This is a genomic window from Shewanella litorisediminis, assembly GCF_016834455.1.
GTDB classification, from domain to species: domain Bacteria; phylum Pseudomonadota; class Gammaproteobacteria; order Enterobacterales; family Shewanellaceae; genus Shewanella; species Shewanella litorisediminis.
Genome location: NZ_CP069213.1, coordinates 3,807,795 through 3,832,333, shown reverse-complemented (window position 1 = coordinate 3,832,333; position 24,539 = coordinate 3,807,795). Strand labels below are relative to the sequence as shown.

Here is a 24,539-nt window from a genome sequence, read left to right as displayed (position 1 = left end):
GATAGATGCCAACAAGGATAACCGGAGTTGTTTCAGTGTCAGGCAATTACAGGGTGCTGTATGTGGAGGACGAGCCGGGCTCCGCAGAGATCCTCAAGCTGTATTTGGTGCGCGAAGGCTACAGTGTCAGTCACTTCGACAACGCGGAGGATGCCGCACGGGCCCTGCAAAACCTGGTGTTTGATATGGCGCTTCTGGATGTGATGCTGCCGGGAGGCGATGGCCGGAGCCTGTTGAAAACGGCCGTGGAAAAGCACATCCCCGCTATCATGGTCACCGCCAGAGTCGATGAAGAAGCGCGCCTTGAGGGCTTTGAACTTGGGGCCGATGACTACATTTGCAAACCCTACAGCCCAAGGGAAGTGGTCTCCAGAGTCAATGCGCTGCTGAAACGCAGCTATCGCGGCCATCAGCAGCGTCGTCTGGTGTTTGAAGACCTCAGTATCGATTTGGACAGTGCGGCAGTCGCTCTGAGCGGGGGTCCCGTGGCACTGACGGCCAGTGAATATAGCTTGCTGGTATGGCTCGCATCCCGCCCGGGTCAGGTGTTCAGCCGTACCAGTTTGCTGGATGCTCTCTGGCGTGAAAATCCGGACGTGACAGAGCGCACTGTCGATACTCATCTGGCGAATCTCAGGAAAAAGTTGGCCGACAGCAGACAAGCCCCGCGTTTTATTGCAACCCGTCATGGGCTTGGTTACTGCTTTATTGCGAAGGAGTGCCAACCATGAAGCTTGCCACCCGAGCTGCCCTGCTGGTGGGACTTTGTACTTTCACGCTGCTGGGTGGCTACTATCTGTTGGCGATGTTCAATGCCAGCAATGCCATCGTTGACTTCAATCAGCGCAGCGCCGTGACCCTGGGGCATGTGCTGCTGGATGATGATCTGGTGTTGGGGGACGTCGCCAACTGGGGCCAAACAGGTGATATGCCCCTGCCGCCACAACAGGTGGTAGAGCGGCTGGCAAACCGCTTCGATGATCATTTCTTTTTTCTGCTTGAAAGCGGCGTGCTGAGAGCCCACAACTTACCGTCAAGTGTGTCGTTGGAGGCGCTATGGCCAACGTCCCAGGGCCTGAGTTTCAGATTGAGGGTCGGCAGTCTGCCATCTGTGGCGATAAATTTTGGCCGTAAGCCTTATGAGATCCCCGGTATGCCGCCGGAGCTGGGGTTGATTTGGGTGCCTAAGTCCTTGTTGGCACTTGGGGATGAGCAGGATGCGCTCAAGCGTCAGCTCAGTAACGGCTTTGCAATGAGCTTTGCACTGCTCTCGCTGCTTGCTGTGGTGTTGGCCTGGGTGGGCGCAAAGCTGTTTCTGCGTCCTCTCAAACAGCTGGAATTGGGATTCTCTCAATTGGGTTCGGGCGATCTCGGCGTACGGGTGAAAATTGCAGGGCGGGATGAAATTGCTGAGATAGGAAATAATTTCAACAAGTTGGCTGAGGCGCTTCAACGGCTCCAAGGGCAGTACAAGCAGCTCAGCTCCGATATGGCCCATGAGCTTCGCACTCCGCTAAACGGCGTACAATCGCGGCTCGAGGCTATGCAGGATGGATTGTTGCCCAGGGATGATAACCAGCTGTTGTTAGTGCAGGCGGATTTGGGGCGCATTACCCACCTTATCGATCAGCTGTGTCTGTTATCGCTCACCGAATCCGGTCAGTTGCCAATGAAGCTTGAGCCTGTGACGGTGGACGCATTGCTGCCAAGCCTGAAAAGCAGCTTTATGCCCCAGTGTTTACAGGCTGGGATGACGCTTGAGCTGGAGATTGCCACCGATGCCAGGTGTGTGGCTGACACTCAGCGACTGACTCAAATACTGGCCAATCTGATGACCAACGCCATTAAATATGCCCATGCCGGAGGAGTGCTGACCCTGGGTTGCCGGCTTGGGGATGACAGGGCGTGCATTTATGTGAAAGACCGGGGGCCTGGGATGTCGGCTGGTCAGCAGGCGCGGGCATTCGATCGTTTCTATCGCGCCGCAGAGCACAGGAGTGAACGTCATAGCTTGGGGCTGGGGCTGGCGATTTCTGCCGAGCTGGCAAGGCTGATGAGCGCCGAACTGACCCTGACGACGGCACCGGGCGAGGGGTGCCTGTTTGAGCTTTGGTTGGTTAAGGCGCCTTGATAATTTCTTGACAACTCCCTGTTAACTTAGCCCTATCGCCTCAGTGTTAAGGACTAAGTTAATGAAAAAGCCTTTGATTTCTTTAGTGGTTGTAGGTTGTTTGCTGGCTGGCTGTGGCCTGTCATCCCCCACCCCGTCTCCGGCAGCCCCGGTGGCCATCAGTTTGCCGCTCAAGTTTACCGACAAGGGCCACGCCTACGTTTATGCCGGCATTAATGGCGTTGAGGATTATCCCTTGATTCTGGATACCGCTGCCCAAAAAGGCGTATTGCCCGAAAGCCTCAAAAGCAGGCTGACTGACGCGGGCCTTCGCCTTGAGACTACCGAAGTACAAACGGCGACCGGCGCCATCAAGCTGGAAGAGGCCGAGGTGGAAGAGGTTCGACTGGCAGGGTATGCGCGGCAGCAGCTGGACTTTTTGTTCAGGGACATGGATGAGCTGACACTCAGTAATGGCCTGGTTCCCGGCATTGTGGGGCACAATTTTCTCGCACAGTTCTGTGTGGCAGCCAATCTTGGTCAGGGCGCATTGATGCTGGCAGACTCTGCCTGCCCGGATGAATGGACACGTGGACTCAAGGCAGTTCCCTTCGAGATCCGTAATGAGTTTATTTGGACCAAGGCGACTTTTGAGGGCGTCGAAGTGGATGTGCTGCTGGATACCGGGGCACCAAAAAGCTACATGAACTCGGCGCTGCTAAGCCTGCTGCAGAACGTTGAGCAGTTGGAGAGCGACAGTACCCAGGGGTTGTCAGGCGCCACTCAGTCGCGGCTGGGGCTGGCCAATGTGCAGTACCAATTGGGATCGCATCAAGTCACTGACCCCGGCATGTATCAGGCGGACCTGCATGTGTTCAATCAGCTGGGGTATGCTGAAAAACCCTTTTTATTGCTTGGTCTTGCGCAGTTTTCCAAGGGTAGGCTGGTCATCGACTACCACAGGCAGCAGTTCTTTTTCGGCTGAAGACGCAACAGGCGATGGCATAGTGAGGGGACATGGGTAACACTTCGTTCATGGCATTTTCGTCCTGATTGGTTTTATGCCCTCCAAACTTATATTGCTGTTGATGCTTTTGCTTCCTGTGCTGAGCTTGCCCATTCTTGCTGGCGATGCGGTGACGCTCACCATGGCTTACCGCACCACCGAAAAGTTGCCCTTTATCGCCAGGGCGCCCGATAATCACGGGCTGTTTGAAGACATGTACCTCGAGGCGGCACGGCGTATTGGGGTGTCGCTTCAGATAGTTCGCTTGCCCAAGGTCAGGGTTATCAAGGGATTGATGGATGGCAGTGTGGACTTTTATCCTCAGTTCACCTTCAGCGATAGCCGACAGGGCTATTGTCAGTTCGTGGCCAATGGTCTCAGGGTCAATTACTACGCCATTTCCCGCCCAGAGGTGAAGCGATTGGAGCGTACGGAAGACTTTGATGGCTTGGTTATGCTTCATGTCCTCGGTAACCCAGACTATCTGGGGATGCTCGGCTTTGGTGAGGCCAGGGTTACCCGGATAGACGTGGCCGAAATGGACCTGCAAAAAGCCATTCATATGATTGAAAAAGGTCGAGCCGATGCCTATCTGTACGAGGCCGAACCCCTTGAATACGCTCTGGCACAGAGTCGCAGTACCAAGGTGCAATTGCACCGCCGGTTGCATCAGGGGAATGAGTGGGCAAGCCTGGGGTTTTCCAAAAATTCCCGATGGGCGGAGCTTGAACCCAACCCTGACTACGATCCGTCAATTCCTGTCGGTGTAGACAATCAGCCACAGCGTTTTGTGGCTGGCAGTGTGCCGGCGCGTTTGGCGGCGGCGCTGTATGAGATGCGCCAGGATGGCACGCTCGATACGCTATATCAAAGGTACCTGAACGCTGCCACAGATACGCTCCCCGCACAAAGCCACTGACGTCGCTGTCAGCGCACTTCGATGACCACTGGTATCGGCCCGATAAGCACAGGGCGTTGCGTGCACTGTTGTCTCCTCCCTGGCCAATATCCAATGGTGGATCCAGTCCATCAATCTGAATCCCGCCTGAATTTCGCTGCAATGTATCCGGGATAGTTATGGCTCTGTACCCAGAATCCAAAGGGATGATTCCTCAAAAATCAGTCCTTTGTTGCTTTATGGGATGTGATAGAGTCAGCGCCCGAGTTGCTGTCCAAGATTGGCGAGCAGCCTGTCCATGGCCCTGTAACCCAGCGCCTGTGCGATATGGCGCCTCTCTACCGTATTGCTGTTTTCCAAATCTGCGATGGTGCGGGCGACCCGCTGCAGGCGATGAAAGCTGCGTACCGACAGCCCAAGTCGATTGACACTCTGCTCAAGAAAACTGAGGTCTGTGCTGTTAAATCCTGCGTTTTTCAGTGCCTTGCCCGAGAGTTCGGCATTCAGTACGCCTGCCCGGGCAAGCTGCCGTTCCCTGGCGCGGTGAACGCGCTGGGCGACGCTTTGGCTGGTTTCACCACTGTTGCCTTCCTGAGTCAGGGTGCCCGGTGGCAGAGGGGGGACTTCGATGGACAAATCGAAGCGGTCAAGAAAAGGGCCCGAGAGCCTGCCGAGGTAGCGGTTTATCTGATCAGGGCTTGAGCGGCTGCCTGGTCCCATGCTGCCGCAGGGGCTGGGGTTCATGGCGGCAACTAATTGAAATCGGCTGAGAAAGGTGAGCTTTGCGGCTGCCCGTGAAATCACCACTTCGCCGGTTTCCATGGGTTCGCGCAAACAGTCGAGCACCTTGCGGGGGAATTCGGCCAGCTCATCGAGAAACAGCACGCCCCGGTGGGCGAGGGAGATTTCCCCGGGCTTGGGCACACTGCCACCCCCCACCAGGGAGATGGCTGAACAGGTGTGGTGGGGCGACCTGAACGGACGGCGGTGGAACTCGCTGGGTTTGATATTGAGCCCTGCTACTGAATGCAGCGCCGCGACCTCGAGGGCTTCGTCATAGCCCAAGGGGGGCAGCAGCCCCATGATACGGCTGGCGAGCATGGTTTTACCGCAGCCGGGAAGGCCCAGCATCAGTAAATTGTGTGAACCTGCAGCGGCGATTTCCAGTGCCTGTTTGGCTTGATACTGGCCAATCACGTCGCTCAGGCAAAGCGCGCTGCTTGGCGTGTCATCGAGCCATTCGGCGCCCTGCTCCAGCCCCGGCAGGGGCTGCTGGCCGTGAAGGAAGGCCACCAGATGTACCAACTGGCTGCACAGGCGAATGGCGGGATAATCCACCAGTTCGGCATCGGCACGGTTGGCGAGCGGCAATATAAGTTCGCGACCACCCCGGCGAGCCGCCACAATAACGGGCAGCAGACCCGGACAATGGCGAATATCTCCCGACAGTGCCAGTTCGCCAACAAACTCGCGGTCTTTAAGACTGGTGAGGGGGATTTGGCCGGAGGCCGCAAGAATGCCGATGGCGATGGGCAGATCGTAACGGCCACCCTGTTTGGGCAGATCGGCGGGGGCGAGATTCACTGTGATGCGGCGCATGGGGAACTCGAACCCGGCGTTCACCAGGGCACTGCGTACCCGCTCTCTGGCCTCTTTGACCGAGGCCTCCGGCAGGCCAACCAGATTAAAGGCGGGCAGGCCATTGGCGAGATGGACTTCAACGGTAACCGCCGGGGCTTCAACCCCCAGGCTGGCACGGGTGGCGACACAGGCAATGGCCATGGGACAAGTCCTTTTGTTCCAAAGATGACCTAAGCTTAGCAGGTGTCGGGAAAATGTAATCCCATGGTGTTTTATCTCACCAAGAGACAAGGCCACCAAATGCTACATTGCATTGTGTTATCAAATGTGAGATTTATGGTTAAATTGACTGTAAATAATCATCAGGGAAGATGCTCCACCGGCACGGATACAAGGCTCTTGGGAGATTAAGGTGTGCTCATGCGGCTGTTGTTTATCTTGGGGTTCTGGCTGATTTTTTCCCCTTCTTATGCAAAAACGCCAGTGTTGTTTCTGAATCCGGGATACAGCAGCGAAAGTTTTTGGGGCGATGTTGATAGCTTGCTCGAGGCCAGCGCCGCCCGGTTGGACATGCAAGTCGAGACCCTGCACTCGGACCGCAACCACTTCCATATGATACGTCAGGCCACGGAAGTAGCTGGGCGTGCGACACTTCCGGCATTTGTGCTGATGGTTAACGAAAAGCACGGCGGTCTTCGGATGCTCGACGCCTTTTACCGCAAACCCGTATATATCCAGTTCATCCTCAATGATATCAGTCTCGAAGAGCGCCAAAACCTGCTTAAGGATCCACATTGGCGCACCTACTTATTGCCGGCGGTTGTCCCAGATAATCAGGACGTTGGCACTCTGACGGCGACGGCACTGGTAAAGAAACTGGGGCAGCAACCAGCTCAATTGGTGCTGATCTCCGGCGATAAAACAACGCCCGCCTCGGTGGAGCGGACGCAAGGGGCTTTGGCTGTGTTTCAGGCTGAGTCGGACGTCACTGTGGAGCAAACCGTCTATGGTCAGTGGCAGGAAGACAAGGCATATCAGCAGGCTCAGGTGCTGTTGCAGCGCTATCCCTCTTTGAATGCGGTGTGGACCGCCAACGACCATATGGCCTTTGGTGTTATCCGGGCGCTGAAAGAAAAGCAACTTACACCGGGTAAGGATGTCTTGCTGTCCACCATCAACACGTCACCCCAGGTACTGGCTCTCAGGCGCGCCGGGGAAATCAATGCCCTGGGCGGCGGGCATTTTCTGGTTGCTGGTGTTGCCCTGGCGAATATTCGCCAGTTCAGGGACACCGGCCAGTACCCTGAGGTGCATATTTCATTGTTCCGATTGCTGGAGCCGGACACGCCGCTGTTTGATGCGTTGGAAAAGCGTGACTGGGCGGGACTTTTGGATCTGGTGCTCGACCCCACAAGGATACCCGGAAGCCTGTGATGGGTTTTCCCGTGTCAATCTAACTCGAATGAAGGTGAACTGTTGAGCTCCGGCGTACATTCCATCAGCCGTAAGGTGACAGGCATGATCATTGGCGTCAGCACTCTGCTGGCGCTGGTTACCATGCTTATCCAGTTTGTGTGGAACTATCTGGGGGCCGTGGACAATGCCAAGGCCGAAATTCGCGGTTACAGCGAGCTGATACTGCCGTCCATCGCCCAGGCGTTGTGGGATGCGGACAGGCCTCTGCTGAATGATCTTGTGTTGGCGGTGTCGCGCCTGCCCGCGGTCAGCTTTGTTGAGCTGGCCAGTCTCGATGGTTTTACTGTGCGTTCGGGCCATGCCGCCAGTTCGGCGCAGACCAACCCCAATGCCGGAATTGAAATGCCTGTGCTGTTTGAGCCGCAGCCCATTGCGAGGCTCAGGGTGGTGCTCAGCAACAGTGAAATTTATCGGATGCTGTGGCAGCAGATGGTGTTTCTGGTGCTGGGAAACGGCATTAAAACCCTGGTCATGGCCTTCGTCATTCTGTCGCTGCTCAAACATCTGGTGATTAGGCGCCTTGCCCGTTTATCGGCCTTTGCCAATACCGTGAGGTTGGCCAATGGCGAGCGCATCAATAAGCCCTTTTGGCCCGCCAATGAGCAGGATGAAATAGGTTCGGTGGGCCGGGCGCTGGAGGCGATGTACCACAGACTCAGGTCCGATCTTGCCCTTATCCGCCTGCAGCAGCGCCAGCTGGCAAGAAGAGGCAGAGCCCTCAGTCACACAGTGGCCGCCCAGGACTCCCAGCTGACCTGGCTTGCCAGTGCCAACAGCCTGCTGGCCCAGGTGAGCCTGCAATTTTTGGCGGCCAGCAGCGCCGATGCCAGCGAAGAGCTGAACCATTTCACCCGTGAGCTTGGCGCGTTATTGGGGGTTGAGCGGGTCAGTGTGCTGGAGTTTCAGCAGGGCAAGGCCAGATATCGCAGCTTCTGGTCTTCTAACGACTCAGATACCCCCGCCAGTGAGTTGGTGATAGATAACCTGCCATTGCTCAAACAAAAATTTGGGCAGAGTCATACGCTGGTCATTGAAGATATTGAAAACCTGAAGGACCCATCATCGCTGGAATACCGCTACATGAAACAAGTGGGTATTGTCTCGGTGGCGGGGTTTGCCATTGCCGATGGAGACACTCTGCTGGGGGTGCTGTCGGTGGCCAATCGGCAAGGCCCACTGAATTGGAGTCCGGAAAAGACGCACATATTGACTCAGTTTGCCTCGGCACTGAATGAGTTATGGCTCAGAGAGCGGCACGAGGCGAGGATGTTTGAGCTGCAACAGGAACTGCTGCGCGCCAATATGCACCTTGCCAGAGAGGCCGTAACTGACCCGCTGACTGGCCTCACCAACCGGCGTCCCTTTACTGAGCGCTTATCGACGCAACTCGAGCAAGGGGGAGTGCTGTTGATGGCGGATGTGGACTTTTTCAAAGGTTACAACGATACCTATGGCCATGTGGCCGGTGACGATGTGCTGAAAAAGCTGGCACAGGCCCTTCAAACGCTGTTGCCTGATGATGCCCTGCTGGCGCGCATCGGTGGTGAAGAATTTGCCCTGATAGCGCCTGTGATGAGCGAATCCGAGCTTGAGGCGTTATGCGACAGGCTGCTGCAATATGTGCGAAATCTCGGCATAGAGCACAGGGGATCGCATTTTGGCATAGTCACCCTGAGTTTGGGCGCTATCACTCTGGATGATAGCTGCAATATCCGCGATGCCTTGAGCCAGGCCGATGCAAGCCTGTATCGGGCCAAGCAGCTGGGGCGCAACCTTGCGGTCATCAATGGCGATGTCAGCCCAAAGGCGAGACTGATTTCTTCTTCCTGAGTGCGATTTGCCGCTCTGCGGCGGGCTTTGGTCTGGTGCAGTCATGCCGGTACCTATCAGATATCGCAGCGGCATGAACGCAGGGTCTAGCGGGTGGCAGGTTCCACTTGTTTTGTTGCCTGTTCCAGGATTTGTGCCAGCTTCCCGGATGCTCTGAGCACCGCAATGCGCTCATCAAAAAGGCGTTTCAGACTTTCGCTGTTTGGACTTTTGCGGGAAATCAGTACATAAAAAGGCTCAGCGGCGGCGCCGTTAATCAGGCCTTTCTCCAAGGGTGGCAAGGGTGGGTTGTCCATCAAGGCCATATTGGGGGCGACCAGTTCCAGACGGTCCAGATAAAAATGGCAGCGCCCCATTTTCAGGGTCTCCGCCAGCTGCTCATAACTCGCCATTCGCATCACATCCTTCTCGGCAGCCAGTCCAAAGTTGGCGTAGTTATGGCCCCCAAGGCCGCAGAGGGCACCGTATTGCCAGAGGTCTTCGGCGGCCGCGACTTCCCGGGGAGCATCAGTGTTTTGTTTCAGAAAAAAATAACCGGGTGTCAGATAATAATAGGGAGCGGATGAGATATAATCCTTGCGGCGCTGATCATTCATTGAGGCACTCATGGCAGCGTCCACGGCCCCTGTCGTCAGCGACATCAGGCAGCGCCGCCAGGGTAGGGCTATCACTTCATAGGGAATATCTTCAAAAACGTGTTTGAGCACCTCAATGTCGTAACCGGCAAGGGTCTCTGTCTTATGTTTTCCGTCCCGGACAAAGTAGTTGAAGGGTGGAAATTCCGTGGATTCAACACAAAACACCAAGGGGGACTCGTTCTGGGCATTGACTGCGGTCGAGAACAGGGTCACAAAGCTGCAAAACACGAGTGTATATAATAGCTTAAACATAGCTCCCCTCCGGCTTTAGCCGCATCCCTGAGTATAGCAAGATATCTGCGTATTGCCTCAGTTGCAGGACGGATTGAAAGATGAGTTTCTTTGAAAATAGTTTGATTATTCTGATGCTTATTGGCATCAGCTGTTTTTTTTCCATGTCAGAAATTGCCCTGGCGGCTGCCCGTAAAATTCGCCTGCGACAGTTGGCCGATGAGGGCAATGAACGGGCTCGCAAAGTACTGGAGTTACAGGCTCATCCCGGCAGTTTCTTTACCGTGGTGCAGATAGGCCTCAATGCCGTGGCTATCATGGGCGGTATTGTGGGTGAGTCGGCCTTTACGCCCCACATCATGGCGATGCTGGATGGCATAGTGCCGGCTAAGTGGCTGGGTCAATTCAGTTTTGTCTTGTCGTTTATGCTGGTGACCAGCCTGTTTATTTTGCTGGCAGACTTGATGCCAAAGCGTATCGCCATGGCCATGCCGGAGCGGGTTGCCGTGTCCCTGGTGGGCGCCATGGGCCTTTGCATTACCTTGCTGCGCCCCCTGGTGTGGGTATTCAACGGCCTCGCCAATGGCCTGTTCCGCATGCTGAGGATCCGCACGGAGCGTAACGACGCCATCACTGAAGATGATATCTATGCTGTGATGGATGCCGGTGCCGAGGCAGGTGTTATCGACAAAGGTGAGCAGAAGATGATGGAGAACGTGTTTGAAATGCAAAGCGTTCCTGTGACTTCTGCCATGACGCCGCGGGAGAGCCTGGTGTTCTTCCTGCAAAGCGACACCGAGGAAGACATCAAGCGCAAAATTGCCGCCGACCCCCACAGCCAGTTTCTGCTCTGTGATGGTCAGCTGGATGCCATCAAGGGTTATGTGGACTCCAAGGATTTGCTCATCAAGGTGATCAGCGGTCAGGCCCTGAATCTGAAAGACCCTTCACTGGTGCAAAGCTGCCCCATCATTCCCGATACCCTGAGCCTGTCTGAGGCGCTGGATTACTTCCGTAATAACAGGGTCGACTTTGCTGTAGTGCTCAATGAGTATGCGCTGGTGCTGGGTGTGGTGACCTTTAACGACCTGCAAAGTGCCGTGATGGGCACCTGGTCGCTTGCCGAAGGCGAAGAGCAAATCGTCGCCCGTGATGCGTCCTCATGGCTGGTGGACGGGGTGACCCCCATTACCGATGTGATGCGTGCCTTTGGCATCGACAGTTTCCCCCAGAGCCAGAACTACGAAACCATCGCAGGCTTCATTATGTTTATGCTGCGAAAAATTCCCCGTCGCACTGACTTTGTGGTCTATGCCGGTTACAAGTTTGAAGTGGTCGATATCGACTCATACAAGGTGGATCAACTGCTGGTGACCAAGGTGGAATTGCCGACGGGTGCTGAGGATCAGTAAACCCCAAAATAACAAATCGCCGCATGATGCGGCCTTTTTTATGGCTGGCGATCAGTAGTCGATGCAATCCAGAAAGGCGGCTATTAGCGGGTCGTTACGGCGCTTGGCCTTGCAGCAACATCCCAGCTCAAAGGGCGCTATGGCCACAGGGCTTGGAATAAGCGCTATGCGGTCGCGCACCGGACTGTGCTGAATCACCACTTCCGGGGTGATACTCACGCCGCAGCCGAGCGCCACCATGGACACAATCGCCTCGTGCCCCGACACCTTGGCGTAGATGTTGGCATTGATCCCCATGGCCTTGAACCAGGCGTCGGCGCGGCGTCTGCCGGGGCCATGCTCGGGGATGATAAAGGGCAGCTTGTCCCAGGGAATGGTCTCTTCGGCCAAAAGCTCCCGCGCGCGGCAAGCCACCTGAGGGGCAATGATACTCAGGGGAATGGTTTCAATCGGCGAAAAATGGAGGTTATCCGGAAAGGGCTCTGGCAGGGCGGCAATAGCGATATCGGCGCGGTTTTGTTGCACCTCACCCACGGCATTGGCGGCATCACCGGTATTGAGCACGATTTCCACCAAGGGGTGTTCCCGGCGAAATCTGTCCAGCAATTTGGGCAGGTGGCTGTATGCGGCCGTGACCGAGCAGTAGAGATTCAGTCTGCCCTTGAGCTGCAGCTGATTAGGGTCGATACGGCTTATCAACTGGTCCCAGCCATTCACCATGTCCTGGGCAAAACGGCGAAACTCCACCCCGGCCGAGGTCAGGTTAACGCTGCGGTTATCGCGCTCAAAGAGTCGGGTACCGGCTTCTTCTTCCAGTCGCTGCATGGCACGGCTTAAGGTGGATGGGCTCACATGCATTTGCTCGGCGGTGCGGGCAAACTGCAGGGTGTCGCACAGGTTTAAAAACAGCTTTATCTCGCGAATATCCATGCCAACCTCACTGGCGTCCTCACAGGTGTCCCGGACGCCGTATCAGGATCTAATGATAGGAAGTTCATTGCAAAAAATGAAATGTAATGTTTCGTTTATATCATTTTGAGCAATGCTATCTCTGTTCTATAGTGAGTTCAATCACAATCGGTTAACGACATTAACGCCACACTGATTGTTTGAACCCAATTGACGAAGGATAAGTGGTATTCACTATGGCTAACTACTTTAACTCATTGAATTTACGTCAGCAGCTGGCCCAGCTGAGCCAGTGTCGTTTTATGGATCGCAGCGAGTTTGAAAACGGTTGTGACTACATCAAGGGCTGGAATATCGTTATCCTCGGCTGTGGCGCTCAGGGCCTTAACCAGGGCCTGAACATGCGCGATTCTGGCCTGAATATCTCCTACGCCCTGCGTGCTGAGGCTATTGCTGAAAAGCGCGCTTCCTGGAAAAAAGCCACCGACAACGGTTTTAAGGTTGGCACCTTCGAAGAGCTGATCCCTCAGGCGGATCTGGTACTGAACCTGACCCCGGACAAGCAGCATTCCAACGTGGTTAACACTGTGATGCCGCTGATGAAACAGGGCGCGACCCTGTCTTATTCCCACGGCTTCAACATCGTTGAAGAAGGCATGCAGGTTCGCCCCGATATCACCGTTATCATGGTGGCGCCCAAGTGCCCCGGCACCGAAGTACGTGAAGAATACAAGCGTGGTTTCGGTGTACCTACCCTGATTGCGGTTCACCCGGAGAACGACCCACGCGGTGACGGCCTGGAGATTGCCAAGGCCTACGCCAGTGCCACCGGCGGCGACCGTGCCGGCGTGTTGCACTCATCCTTTATCGCTGAAGTGAAATCTGACCTCATGGGCGAGCAGACCATCCTGTGTGGCATGCTGCAAACCTCTGCCATCCTCGGCTACGAGAAGATGGTGGCCGACGGTGTTGAGCCTGGCTATGCCGCCAAGCTTATCCAGCAGGGTCTGGAGACCATCACCGAAGCGCTCAAGCAGGGCGGTATCACCAACATGATGGATCGCCTGTCTAACCCAGCCAAGATCAAAGCCTTTGATATGGCGGAAGAATTGAAAGGCATTCTGGCACCTCTGTTCGAGAAGCACATGGATGACATCATCAGCGGCGAATTCTCCCGCGTGATGATGGAAGACTGGGCCAACGACGATGCCAATCTGCTGCGCTGGCGCGCCGAAACCAACGAGACTGCGTTTGAGAATGCCCCAAGCAGCAATGAGCATATCGACGAGCAGACTTACTTCGACAAGGGCATCTTCCTGGTGGCCATGATCAAGGCCGGTGTAGAGCTGGCGTTCGATACCATGGTTGACGCCGGAATTATCGAAGAATCAGCCTATTACGAGTCGTTGCACGAAACGCCTTTGATCGCCAACACCATCGCCCGTAAGCGTCTGTACGAGATGAACGTGGTGATTTCAGATACCGCCGAATATGGCTGCTACCTGTTCAACCATGCCGCCGTACCTTTGCTGCGCGGCTACGTGAAGTCCATGTCATCCGAGTACCTGGGTGGTGGGCTGAAAGACATCAGCAATGCCGTGGATAACGTGCGTTTGATTGAAGTGAACCAGGCCATCCGCAACACCGCCGTCGAGTTTATCGGTGAAGAGCTGCGCGGCTACATGAAAGACATGAAGCGCATCAGCGCTGCCCAGTAACAGGGGCACCATGCCGGGCCGTTCAAGGAGCCAACAGCCCGGTTGCAACAAATGCAATAAAGCAACAGTTGTGTTGAGTGGTCACAACTGACGCTGGCCGAGAGGCCTGAGCTTGTGGCCAAGCTCGATACTTTTTCTGTTGTTGTTTGCATTGTCTCGGCAGGGAAGCTGAATCTTTTTTGGAATGCAAATTTTCTGTTGTAAAGCCGGCAAGCTTTGTGCTAATTCTTAAAGCTCGCTTAAAAAGGCGACATCAGAAACGATTACGCAAGTTGATTAAGGACTCTGTCAAACGTGTTTAACCAGGCTGCCAAGCTCATTCTCGTGATTATTACCGTAGTGATTATTAAGTCACAGCGGGGACGGCGCATGGCAAACTGACAGACCTAATCCAGGAAAGAAGTTGCAGAAAAGCCCCCCGCTCCGAAAGGACCGGGGGGTTTCTCGTTTCAGGGCATTTGAAAACTACCGTAAAGGCACAGGGCAGGAATTTAGATGGAAGGACAGATGATGAGAGGGGCTGACGCAGTCATCAAGGTATTGGCCGCCCATGGGGTGAATACGGTATTCGGTTATCCCGGTGGCGCCATTATGCCCATCTATGACGCCCTTTACGGCAGTGAAGTCGAACACACCCTGTGCCGCCACGAGCAGGGTGCCGGCTTCGCTGCCGTGGGCTATGCCCGTGCCAGCGGTAAAACCGGCGTCTGCTTCGCCACTTCTGGCCCCGGTGCCACCAACCTCATCACCGCCCTTGCCGATGCGCTGCTGGATTCAGTGCCCGTGGTGGCCATCACCGGGCAGGTGTCCACCTCTGTGATTGGCACCGATGCCTTTCAGGAAATTGATGTACTCGGTATGAGCCTGTCCTGCACCAAGCACAGCTTTATGGTCCAGAGCGTGGATGAGCTGGTGCCGACCCTCTACCGCGCCTTCGACCTGGCTGCCTCTGGCCGCCCCGGTCCTGTGCTCGTGGATATTCCCAAAGACGTGCAGATTGCCCAGCTCGAATATCGTGCCCCACTGTTGGCCGTGGCCGACGAGCCCAAAGTTCAGGACGCCGATATTGATGCCGCCCGCGCCCTGATAGCGGCTGCCAAAAAGCCCATGCTGTACGTGGGCGGCGGCGTGGGTATGGCCGGTGCGGTCGAGCAGCTGCGCCGCTTTATCAAGGCCACCAATATGCCTTCCGTTGCCACCCTCAAGGGGCTCGGCGCCATCCCCCATGGTACCCCCGGTTATCTGGGGATGCTGGGTATGCACGGCGGCAAGGCGGCTAACCTCGCAGTGCAGGAATGCGACCTTTTGATGGTGGTCGGTGCCCGTTTTGATGACCGCGTTACCGGCCGCCTGGCATCCTTTGCCCCCAATGCCAAAGTGCTGCATCTGGATATAGACGCCGCCGAGCTTGGCAAGCTGCGCCAGCCAGACGTGGCCATTGCCGCCGAACTTCGCGCCGTGCTGCCAAGGCTTGAAATGCCATTGGATATCGCTCCCTGGTGCGCCGAGGTGGAAACCCTCGCCGCCGAACATCGCTGGGACTATAACCACCCCGGCAGCCTCATCTACGCCCCCGCCATGCTGCGCCGCCTGGCCAACAAGCTGCCCGAGGACAGCGTGGTGAGCTGCGATGTGGGCCAGCACCAGATGTGGGTTGCTCAGCACATGCATTTCCGCCGCCCCGAAGATCATTTGTCCAGCGCTGGCCTTGGCACCATGGGTTTTGGTCTGCCTGCCGCCATTGGCGCCCAGATGGCACGCCCCGATGCCACCGTGGTGGCCGTGTCCGGTGATGGCTCTTTCATGATGAACGTGCAGGAGCTGACCACCATCAAGCGCCGCAAGCTGCCGGTAAAAATCCTGCTTATCGACAACCAGCGTCTGGGCATGGTGAAGCAGTGGCAGCAGCTGTTTTTTGAAGAGCGCTACAGCGAGACCAACCTGTCGGATAACCCGGACTTTGTTGCACTGGCGTCTGCCTTTGAGATCCCCGGCCGCACCATTTTTGCCGCCGAAGAGGTGGAAGAAGCCTTAACCGAAATGCTCACCAGCAAGGGGCCTTACCTCCTGCACGTGGCGATAGATGATGCCTTTAACGTCTGGCCCCTGGTCCCGCCGGGTGCCTCCAACAGCGATATGATGGAAGAAATGGAGAGAAGCACATGAACCATAATCTGGAAGTCACCATGGATCAGCGTCCCGAAGTGGTAGAGCGTGTGCTGAGGGTTGTTCGCCATCGGGGTTTTACCCTGACCAACATGAACATGCGCCTGGTGGATGAGAGCGTATACCTGTCGCTGTCGGTCTCAAGCGAGCGGGGCATTGAGCTTTTGAGCAATCAGCTCACCAAGCTGGTGGATGTGACAGGTTGCCATGTGATGCAGCCAGCCATGCCCCAGTCGGCCAGTGCCTGATCTCAGTACATAAGTAAGATATTCTGTTTCCATCGAAAAATTTATAAAGCAAAGGAAGTTTCAATGGCTAAATTACGTTCCGCCACCAGTACCGAAGGCCGCAATATGGCGGGAGCCCGCGCTCTGTGGCGTGCCACCGGCGTTAAAGATACCGACTTCGGCAAGCCTATCATCGCCATTGCCAACTCCTTTACCCAGTTTGTGCCCGGCCATGTGCACTTAAAAGACATGGGCTCACTGGTGGCCTCTGCCATCGAAGAGGCGGGCGGCATCGCCAAAGAGTTCAACACCATCGCCGTGGATGACGGCATCGCCATGGGCCACGGCGGCATGCTCTATTCGCTGCCGTCCCGGGAGCTGATTGCCGACAGTGTGGAATACATGGTCAATGCCCACTGCGCCGATGCCCTGGTGTGCATCAGCAACTGCGACAAAATCACCCCCGGCATGCTGATGGCGGCGCTGCGCCTCAATATCCCCGTGGTGTTTGTCTCCGGCGGACCCATGGAAGCGGGCAAAACCAAGCTGTCGGACAAGCTTATCAAGCTGGATTTGGTGGATGCCATGGTAGCGGCGGCCGATGACCGGATCAGCGACGCCGACAGCGAGAAAATCGAGCGCAGTGCCTGCCCGACCTGTGGCAGCTGCTCCGGCATGTTTACCGCCAACTCCATGAACTGCCTGACCGAAGCACTGGGCCTGTCATTGCCGGGGAACGGCTCCATGCTGGCGACCCACAGCGACCGCCGCGAGCTGTTCCTCGAGGCCGGTCGCCGGGTGATGAAGCTTGCCAAGCGTTACTACGGTGAAGACGATGCCTCTGTACTGCCCCGCGCCATCGCGTCTTTCAAGGCCTTTGAAAACGCCATGGCGCTGGATGTGGCCATGGGCGGCTCGTCCAATACCGTACTGCACCTGTTGGCGGCCGCCCAGGAAGCCGAGGTGGACTTCACCATGGCCGACATCGACCGCATCAGCCGCAAGGTGCCGCACCTGTGCAAGGTGGCGCCCTCCACGCCCAAATACCATATGGAAGACGTGCACCGCGCCGGCGGCGTGATGGCGATTCTGGGAGAGCTGGACCGCGCCGGGCTGTTGCATACAGACGTAAACCATGTGGCCTCGGAAGACGGCACCTTGAAATCTGTGCTGGAGCGCTTCGACGTGGTGCTGACCCAGGATCAAAAAGTGCACGAGTTTTTCCGCGCAGGGCCCGCGGGCATCCCCACGACTCGCGCCTTCAGCCAGTCCTGCCGCTGGGACACCCTGGATGATGATCGCCGTGAAGGCTGTATCCGCAGCCGTGAGTTTGCCTTCAGTCAGGAAGGTGGCCTTGCCGTGCTCTCCGGTAATCTGGCCGAAAACGGCTGTATCGTGAAGACCGCCGGGGTGGATGACTCCAACCTCAAGTTCAGCGGTGTGGCACGGGTATACGAGAGCCAGGAAGACGCGGTTGCCGGCATCCTTGGCGGCGAAGTGGTGGCCGGTGATGTGGTGGTCATTCGTTATGAAGGCCCCAAGGGCGGCCCGGGCATGCAGGAAATGCTCTACCCTACCAGTTATCTTAAATCACGGGGTCTGGGTACCCAGTGCGCCCTCATTACCGATGGCCGCTTCTCCGGTGGCACGTCGGGGCTGTCCATCGGGCACGTGTCCCCCGAGGCGGCCTCCGGTGGCACCATAGGCCTGATTGAAAATGGCGATCGTATCGATATCGATATCCCGGGCCGCAGCATCAAACTGCTGGTGAGCGACGCCGAGCTTGAAAGCCGCCGCGCGGCCATGAATGCCAAAGGGCCGCTGGCCTGGAAACCGCTGTCACGGGTGCGCCCCGTGTCGCTGGCGCTTAAGGCATACGCCATGCTTGCCACCAGTGCCGATAAGGGCGCGGTGCGCGACGTCTCCAAACTGGAGGGCTGAGATGCTGGATTTTGCTGGCTGTGGTGACGGTAATAAATCAGAGGTGAAGCCTGTGGATCTTGCTCATTATTATCTGCAAAAAATCCTGCTCTCGTCCGTGTATGACGTGGCCAAGGTGACGCCACTGTCCCATATGGGCAAGTTGTCGGCGCGCCTCGGGCAGGAGATTTATTTAAAGCGTGAAGACATGCAGCCGGTGCATTCTTTTAAGCTGCGTGGGGCCTACAACCGCATTTCGCAGCTCAGTCAGGCTGAATGCGAGCGCGGTGTAGTGTGCGCCTCGGCCGGTAACCATGCACAGGGGGTGGCGCTGTCGGCCTCAAGCCGCGGCATCGATGCGGTGATTGTGATGCCCACCACCACGCCGGACATTAAAATTGATGCGGTACGTCGCCGCGGGGGCAATGTGCTCTTGCACGGTGAGTCATTCGATCAGGCCAACGCCCACGCCCAGCATCTGGCGCAAACCGAGGGCCGGGTCTATATCGCCCCTTTCGATGATGAGGCTGTGATTGCCGGGCAGGGCACTGTGGCCCAGGAAATGTTGCAGCAGCAGCGGGATCTGGAGCTGGTGTTTGTGCCCGTGGGTGGCGGCGGCCTGGTGGCCGGTATTGCCGCTTACTACAAGGCCGTGCGCCCGTCGGTGAAGATCATCGGTGTCGAGCCAGAGGATGCCGCCTGTCTCAAGGCTGCCATGGCGGCGGGTGAGCCAGTGACTTTGTCCCAGGTGGGCCTCTTTGCCGACGGTGTGGCAGTAAAGCGTATCGGCGCCGAGCCCTTTCGTATCGCCAAACACTATGTGGATGAGGTGGTGACCGTCAGCTCCGATGAAATCTGCGCTGCGGTAAAGGATATCTTCGAAGATACCCGTGCCATCGCCGAGCCGGCCGGTGCTTTGTCGCTGGCGGGGCTGAAGAAGTACTTGGCTCACAGCGGAGCGGCTTTGCAGGTGGTCGACAATCAGCCACGTAAAGTGGCGGCCATCTTGAGTGGCGCCAATGTGAATTTCCATAGCCTGAGATATGTGTCTGAGCGCTGTGAACTTGGCGAGCAAAAAGAAGCCGTGCTGGCGGTGAAGGTGCCCGAAGTGCCCGGCAGCTTCCTTAAGTTTTGCGAGCTTTTGGGCAAGCGCGCCATGACCGAATTCAACTACCGCTTTTCCGGCCGCGACAGCGCCGTGGTGTTTGCCGGTATCCGCCTTTCCGGCGGTCAGCAGGAGCTTAACGAGATTATCGCGTCGCTCACCTCCGGTGGCTTTGAGGTGCAGGACTTATCGAACGATGAAACTGCCAAGCTGCATGTGCGTTACATGGTGGGCGGGCATCCCACCGAGCCTTTGAGTGAGCGGCTGCTCAGTTTTGAGTTTCCCGAGTATCCGGGCGCGCTTTTAAAGTTTCTCACCACCCTTGGCAGCCGCTGGAACATCAGCCTGTTCCACTACCGCAACCACGGCGCCGCCTTTGGCCGGGTGCTGGCCGGTTTCGAGGTGCCGGAGGGCGACAATGAAGCCTTTGGCCGCTTCCTCACCGAGCTTGGCTTTGTGTGGCAGGAAGAAACCCACAGTCCGGCTTACCGATTGTTTTTGGGTAGTAAATAAGTGGGAAAGCCCGTAAGGGAGGTGTGAGTGAGTCCCTGCGTGCTCTGGCTTTGGCGGCAACAGGAGTTCGAGGCATTCAACTGAAGGCATGCCGTGGCATGTCAAAGTTGAATAACGACGAAATGCTACAGCCCCCCAAAGCTCCTTTGGGCGTGGCTTACCTGGGCGCGGCTTATCTGGGCGTGGCTTAGCTGGGTATGGTTAGCGGCGCATTCATAGGTCAGCCCCTATTTGTCATTAACGACAGCTCATTTCAGCAAAGGTTTGCCAGCGCAGAGCGTGCAAGGGGCTCATGCGTACCTCCCTTAGACCAAGGCAGGGGCGTTTTAGTATCAGGAATATGCTAGGGTAAATGCTCGAAATCATTGGATAACCAGATAATCCAGACCTCAGCGCGGCACTGCCGCGACAACCTACAAGGAGTTTCCATGCTAGCCGCTCCCAAGATAGCGCCCTTTATGCCGCCGCGCCGTATTCTGATGGGCCCCGGTCCCTCTGATGTGTATCCCGAGGTGTTGCTGGCCCAGTCCCGCCCCACCGTGGGCCATCTGGACCCCTTGTTTGTGGCCATGATGGATGAGCTTAAATCCTTGCTGCAATATGCCTTTCAGACCCAAAACGAGGTGACGCTGGCGGTATCGGCCCCGGGCAGTGCCGGTATGGAAACCTGTTTTGTGAACCTGGTGGAGCCGGGAGAAAAGGTGGTGGTGTGCCGCAATGGCGTGTTTGGTGAGCGGATGCGCCAGAATGTGGAGCGCTTGGGCGGTATTGCCGTGGTGGTGGATTTCCCCTGGGGCGCGCCTGTTGACCCACAAGTGGTTGACGGGGTTTTGAAGCTTAATCCTGATGCCAAATTCCTCGCCTTCGTCCATGCCGAAACCAGCACTGGCGCGCTGTCGGACGCCAAAACCCTGTGTGCTCTTGCCCGCGAACACAACTGCCTGTCGATTGTGGATGCGGTGACCTCCCTTGGCGGGGTTGAACTCAGGGTCGATGAGTGGGGCATAGATGCCATTTATTCGGGCAGCCAGAAGTGCCTGTCCTGTGTGCCGGGCTTGTCGCCTGTGTCCTTCTCCCAAAGGGCGGTGGAAAAGCTTAAAAATCGCAAGACGCCGGTGCAGAGCTGGTTTTTGGATCAGACTCTGGTGATGGGCTATTGGGGGGGCAGTGGCAAGCGCGCTTATCATCACACGGCGCCGGTTAATGCCCTTTATGCGTTGCACGAGTCATTGCGGTTACTCGCCGAAGAAGGCCTCGAAAACGCCTGGGTCAGACATCAAAAGATGCATCAGCTGCTTAAGGCGGGCCTTGAAAAACTGGGCCTTGGTTTTGTGGTGGATGAAGCTTACCGACTGCCGCAGCTTAATGCCGTGTATATCCCTGCAGGCGTGGATGATGCCGCGGTGCGCAACCAGCTGCTTAAGAGTTACAATCTTGAAATTGGCGCCGGACTTGGTGATTTGGCCGGTAAAGCCTGGCGGATTGGGCTCATGGGCTATGGCGCCCGGGCCGAAAATGTGGCACTTTGCCTGAAGGCTCTGGAAGAGGTGTTGCGGTAATTTGCGCAGCCAAAACCTGCGGGTTTTGGCCTCTTCGGTTGTCAGTGTCTATAGTTAATGACAGTGATAATGTTAAGAGATTTTATGCGCTTACCTTTGATTTTATGGCTGCTTTTCGTGATGGTTGGGGCGCACGCCTCCACCATCAGCATTGGCGCCTCTTCAAATCGTCCACCCTATATACTGGAAGACGCCGAATCAGGGCTCGAGGTGGAAATCATACGTGCTGCCTTTGCGGCCGTGGGAATGGAAGCCAGATTCAAATTTTATTCCCGCAAACGACAGTTGCTCTTCTACGGGAAAGAACGTTTTGACGGCATTATGACGGTCAACAGCTCACTGGATTTAACGGGCTACCCTTCTGATATTTATATCTATTATCAAAACGTTGCCATCAGTCTTGCGGAAAAACAGATCCGCCTGGATCGGGTTGCTGATCTGGAGAACTTCAGTATTGTGGCTTTTGAAGATGCCTCCATTCTGCTCGGCGGCGAGTTTTATAAGGTGAGCAAAAAGACCATATACCGCGAGCTCGACACTGCCGAGAATCAAAACAAGATGTTGTATCTCAAGCGCATTGATGTGGCGGTGGCCGACAAGTATATATTTCTGGCCAATAACGACAGGCTTGCCACAGAGATAGATACATCCAAAGCGATTAATATCCATGAGGTATTTCCCCGTACGGCCTACCGCTTGATGTTCCGCAATTCCATAGTACGTGACGCTTTCAACGAAGGATTGCGTAAAATCCGTGAAAATGGCCGTTACGATGCTCTGATAAAGCAGTTTCTCGACTAAACGGGTGGGTCCTGACGGCTTTTGAACAGCCGGGGTCCCAGCCAGCTTGCCATCATAATTCCCATCACGCTCAGGGGCAGCGACAGTGCCGTTGCTGCCATCACATCCTGGCTGTGGTGCATGCCAAGCAGCATCCGCGAGCCCCCCATTGCCAATGCCCAGACTCCCAACAATGCACAGGTGCCCCAGTGTCCGGAGGCGATAAAAAACCAGCTGGCAGTCAGTGCCAGAATGGTGGCGAACAGGGTATGGCCAGAGGGAAACGACAACCCCACTTCCTGCTGCCAATGGCTGGCAATACGGGGATTCATGGGTGGCAACACCGAGGGGTTATGGGCAAAAAGTGTCGTCATTTGAGTGCGACGGTCGGCCTTGTGAAGCCGGTAAAAGTCATCGCTGTCGAGCAGCTTGTGCTTTGAGAGAAACAGTACATTGGGTCTGGGCTCATCGAAGTGGGTCTTCAGGCTTTCGTTGAGCCAGAGACTGCTGCCGAGTGAGAGTCCGAGGGCCAACAGCAGCTTGATGGCCTGGGGGTGTGACAGACGAAGAAAGGCCAGCAGTGCCACGGCTGCTGCACTGATGGCGCCCCAGGGGGCTGTGCCGCTAAAGGTGATGGCATAAACAACATCGGCAGCGATACCATCCAATGGCATCCAGGGGAAGAGTGGGAGCTGTGCCAGGGTAAGCACAGTGGCAGGCACCATTAACAAAAGCCACAGGGTGAGTAAAAGCAAGGGGCGGGTGCGGCGGTCAACGTGGGGGGCCAGGGTGTGCTGCATTAAGACTCCTTCCAGGCAACAGTTCAAATAATCCCAGGCAGACTAACTATTAACTCACGGAAATCCAAATAAAAAAACGGCGACCACAAAGTTTTTGGCCGCCGTGTCCTTCATATTCAAGGCGCGAGGGATGAATTGGACATTCTGCTTATTCAGGCAGGCATTTGCCCTGACGGCGTGTGAGGTACATGAGTACCAGGAGGACAGTGACCAAGAGCGTGCTGCCCATCAGCAGGGCATAATCCTCGAGCCGCAAAATGGAATACAGCAGACCATAGAGACCAAGCAGCATGGCCAGCATGATACTGCCCCGACCATAGCTTTGGGTGGCGCTGGCCACATAGGCCGGAATACTGAGCACGGGCACGGCTGCGGCAATCATAAAGGCCTGACCAAAGCTCAAATGCTCCGACAATGCCAGTAGCAACAAATAAAACAGGGTCATGGCGGCACCAACCAGCAGGTATTGCAAGGCCGACAAGGCTTGTCCCTGCCCAAGTTCAAACATCAGCAGCAGAATAAAGGTCAGGGCCACAAACAGCAGGCCATACTTGATGGCGCGCTCCACCTTGCCGTAGTGGGTTACGGGTTCAAACAATTGGGTGTGCGCCCGGGCCTCCATCAGATCCATAGGGTGCGACGCCCGCATAATCTGGGGATAATTGCGGCTCAGGTGACTGATGTGCCAGTTGGCATTAAAGCCATTGGCGTTTATCTCGCGTGCCTCGGGCAAAATGCCATGGAAACTGGGATGGGGCCAGTCGGCATTGAGTTCGAAGTGTGAGTCTTCTCCGAGCGGCAGAAAACCAATGCCCTGTGAGCCCCGCAGGCGCAGTTTAAAGTCCACTTTGAAGGGCGCTGTGTTTTGTCCAAGCTGCACAGGTTGATGAAATCCCCGGCTAAGCGCCTCCTGAGCCAGGCCTGTGCCTGACATCAGCGAGCCATGGGAACTCAAGCCATCACCACTGACTACAAAATTATCCACTCCATCGATGGCCTGATTGGAAGACAAACCAAACACCAGTCTGGCGCGATTGAATTCGTACGCTTCCAGGTTGCTGATAAGGGGCAGATTCAGCGAAAACTCGGCTTGTCCCTCAACTCCGCTTTGATAAACCAGCGAGTGGTAAATGCCCCTGTCGCGAAAGTCATGATTCAGGCTCGCCTTCATTTTCAGGTGCTCGGGCAGGATAAGGAGCTCATCCTCAATACTGCTGCGCCTCTGCTTGCGGCTGCCATCGGCGCTGGTTTCTTCGGTGAGCACTGAATAGCGATAGGGGAGCACTAACACAGGACCGGCGAGTACCTGTTCCTCACCCCATGCCTGGCCTATGTCCCGCACCACATCGCGGTACAGGCGTTCTCTGTCTGAGGCCAGATCTTGCACCAGTGTCAGCGGGATGATGGCCAGCAGGCATAGCATCAGGGTGAGCGTGCCCTTGAGAATGAGTGAGATCCGATTCAATAACAGCGGATTATCGGTATTGCCGTAAAGCCGGGTCAGCCCGGCGCGAATGGCCACAAAGGCGCCAAAGCCAATGGCCCCGAGAAGCGCGAGCGCCATGAGGCCGAAAAACATGTCCGCCATCTGTTCTTCCTTGCAGTCTGGTACGTGAGGTAATTGCAGATATTGAAGCAGAACCCGGCCTGAACAGGGGGG

19 protein-coding genes are annotated in these 24,539 nt (G+C 56.2%); 14 read left to right on the top strand and 5 right to left on the bottom strand.

Annotated features, from left to right (window positions below):
- Window positions 1-35: 35 nt before the first annotated feature.
- The 4 genes from JQC75_RS16910 (at window position 36) to JQC75_RS16895 (ending at window position 4,035) form a co-directional block, all read left to right on the top strand.
- On the top strand, window positions 36-731 hold the full coding sequence (locus tag JQC75_RS16910) for a response regulator transcription factor (RefSeq protein ID WP_203325181.1): 696 nt from the start codon (window positions 36-38) through the stop codon (window positions 729-731).
- On the top strand, window positions 728-2,131 hold the full coding sequence (locus tag JQC75_RS16905; RefSeq protein WP_203325180.1) for a sensor histidine kinase: 1,404 nt from the start codon (window positions 728-730) through the stop codon (window positions 2,129-2,131). The genes JQC75_RS16910 and JQC75_RS16905 overlap by 4 nt, the downstream gene beginning before the upstream one ends.
- 61 nt (window positions 2,132-2,192) lie before the next feature.
- On the top strand, window positions 2,193-3,095 hold the full coding sequence (locus JQC75_RS16900) for an aspartyl protease family protein (protein ID WP_203325179.1): 903 nt from the start codon (window positions 2,193-2,195) through the stop codon (window positions 3,093-3,095).
- Window positions 3,096-3,171: 76 nt separating this feature from the next.
- A complete protein-coding gene (locus tag JQC75_RS16895; RefSeq protein WP_203325178.1) occupies window positions 3,172-4,035 on the top strand; it encodes a substrate-binding periplasmic protein in 864 nt (287 codons plus the stop codon).
- Between the two features lie 234 nt (window positions 4,036-4,269).
- On the opposite strand, the gene JQC75_RS16890 is transcribed toward JQC75_RS16895, so the two are convergent.
- Window positions 4,270-5,796 (bottom strand): YifB family Mg chelatase-like AAA ATPase, encoded by a 1,527-nt coding sequence (locus JQC75_RS16890; RefSeq protein WP_203325177.1) that lies wholly within the window; start codon window positions 5,794-5,796, stop codon window positions 4,270-4,272.
- 219 nt (window positions 5,797-6,015) lie between these two features.
- On the opposite strand from JQC75_RS16890, the gene JQC75_RS16885 reads away from it, so the two are divergent.
- On the top strand, window positions 6,016-7,029 hold the full coding sequence (locus JQC75_RS16885; RefSeq protein ID WP_203325176.1) for an ABC transporter substrate-binding protein: 1,014 nt from the start codon (window positions 6,016-6,018) through the stop codon (window positions 7,027-7,029).
- A gap of 42 nt (window positions 7,030-7,071) precedes the next feature.
- Entirely contained in the window at window positions 7,072-8,901 is a 1,830-nt protein-coding gene (locus tag JQC75_RS16880; RefSeq protein WP_203325175.1) for a sensor domain-containing diguanylate cyclase, read from the top strand.
- Between the two features lie 86 nt (window positions 8,902-8,987).
- On the opposite strand, the gene JQC75_RS16875 is transcribed toward JQC75_RS16880, so the two are convergent.
- Window positions 8,988-9,791: a substrate-binding periplasmic protein gene (locus tag JQC75_RS16875; protein WP_203325174.1), complete on the bottom strand. Its 804-nt coding sequence runs from the start codon at window positions 9,789-9,791 to the stop codon at window positions 8,988-8,990.
- Window positions 9,792-9,871: 80 nt separating this feature from the next.
- Here JQC75_RS16875 and paeA point away from each other — a divergent pair, with 80 nt between their 5' ends.
- Window positions 9,872-11,182 (top strand): polyamine export protein PaeA, encoded by a 1,311-nt coding sequence (gene paeA / locus JQC75_RS16870; RefSeq protein ID WP_203325173.1) that lies wholly within the window; start codon window positions 9,872-9,874, stop codon window positions 11,180-11,182.
- 51 nt (window positions 11,183-11,233) lie between these two features.
- Here the strand turns inward: paeA and ilvY are convergent, their stop codons facing one another.
- A complete protein-coding gene (gene ilvY / locus JQC75_RS16865; RefSeq protein ID WP_203325172.1) occupies window positions 11,234-12,112 on the bottom strand; it encodes an HTH-type transcriptional activator IlvY in 879 nt (292 codons plus the stop codon).
- 215 nt (window positions 12,113-12,327) lie between these two features.
- Here ilvY and ilvC point away from each other — a divergent pair, with 215 nt between their 5' ends.
- From ilvC to JQC75_RS16830, 7 genes are all read left to right on the top strand, one after another.
- Window positions 12,328-13,809 (top strand): ketol-acid reductoisomerase, encoded by a 1,482-nt coding sequence (gene ilvC / locus JQC75_RS16860; RefSeq protein WP_203325171.1) that lies wholly within the window; start codon window positions 12,328-12,330, stop codon window positions 13,807-13,809.
- Between the two features lie 510 nt (window positions 13,810-14,319).
- On the top strand, window positions 14,320-15,975 hold the full coding sequence (gene ilvG / locus JQC75_RS16855) for an acetolactate synthase 2 catalytic subunit (RefSeq protein ID WP_380797059.1): 1,656 nt from the start codon (window positions 14,320-14,322) through the stop codon (window positions 15,973-15,975).
- Window positions 15,972-16,223, top strand: coding sequence for an acetolactate synthase 2 small subunit (gene ilvM / locus JQC75_RS16850; RefSeq protein ID WP_203325169.1), 252 nt, complete (start codon window positions 15,972-15,974; stop codon window positions 16,221-16,223). The genes ilvG and ilvM overlap by 4 nt, the downstream gene beginning before the upstream one ends.
- Before the next feature lie 63 nt (window positions 16,224-16,286).
- Window positions 16,287-18,143 (top strand): dihydroxy-acid dehydratase, encoded by a 1,857-nt coding sequence (gene ilvD / locus JQC75_RS16845; RefSeq protein WP_203325168.1) that lies wholly within the window; start codon window positions 16,287-16,289, stop codon window positions 18,141-18,143.
- Window position 18,144: 1 nt separating this feature from the next.
- Window positions 18,145-19,740, top strand: a complete 1,596-nt coding sequence (ilvA, locus tag JQC75_RS16840) for a threonine ammonia-lyase, biosynthetic (protein WP_203325167.1) — start codon at window positions 18,145-18,147, stop codon at window positions 19,738-19,740.
- A gap of 428 nt (window positions 19,741-20,168) precedes the next feature.
- The gene (locus JQC75_RS16835) at window positions 20,169-21,299 is read left to right on the top strand and encodes a pyridoxal-phosphate-dependent aminotransferase family protein (protein ID WP_203325166.1); all 1,131 of its coding nucleotides are present in this window, start codon (window positions 20,169-20,171) and stop codon (window positions 21,297-21,299) included.
- 84 nt (window positions 21,300-21,383) lie between these two features.
- Entirely contained in the window at window positions 21,384-22,100 is a 717-nt protein-coding gene (locus JQC75_RS16830; RefSeq protein WP_203325165.1) for a substrate-binding periplasmic protein, read from the top strand.
- Here the strand turns inward: JQC75_RS16830 and JQC75_RS16825 are convergent.
- The gene (locus JQC75_RS16825) at window positions 22,097-22,879 is read right to left on the bottom strand and encodes a phosphatase PAP2 family protein (RefSeq protein ID WP_203325164.1); all 783 of its coding nucleotides are present in this window, start codon (window positions 22,877-22,879) and stop codon (window positions 22,097-22,099) included. The genes JQC75_RS16830 and JQC75_RS16825 overlap by 4 nt on opposite strands.
- Window positions 22,880-23,027: 148 nt before the next feature.
- Complete coding sequence (gene creD / locus JQC75_RS16820) at window positions 23,028-24,467, bottom strand: cell envelope integrity protein CreD (protein ID WP_203325163.1); 1,440 nt, start codon at window positions 24,465-24,467, stop codon at window positions 23,028-23,030.
- Window positions 24,468-24,539: the final 72 nt, after the last annotated feature.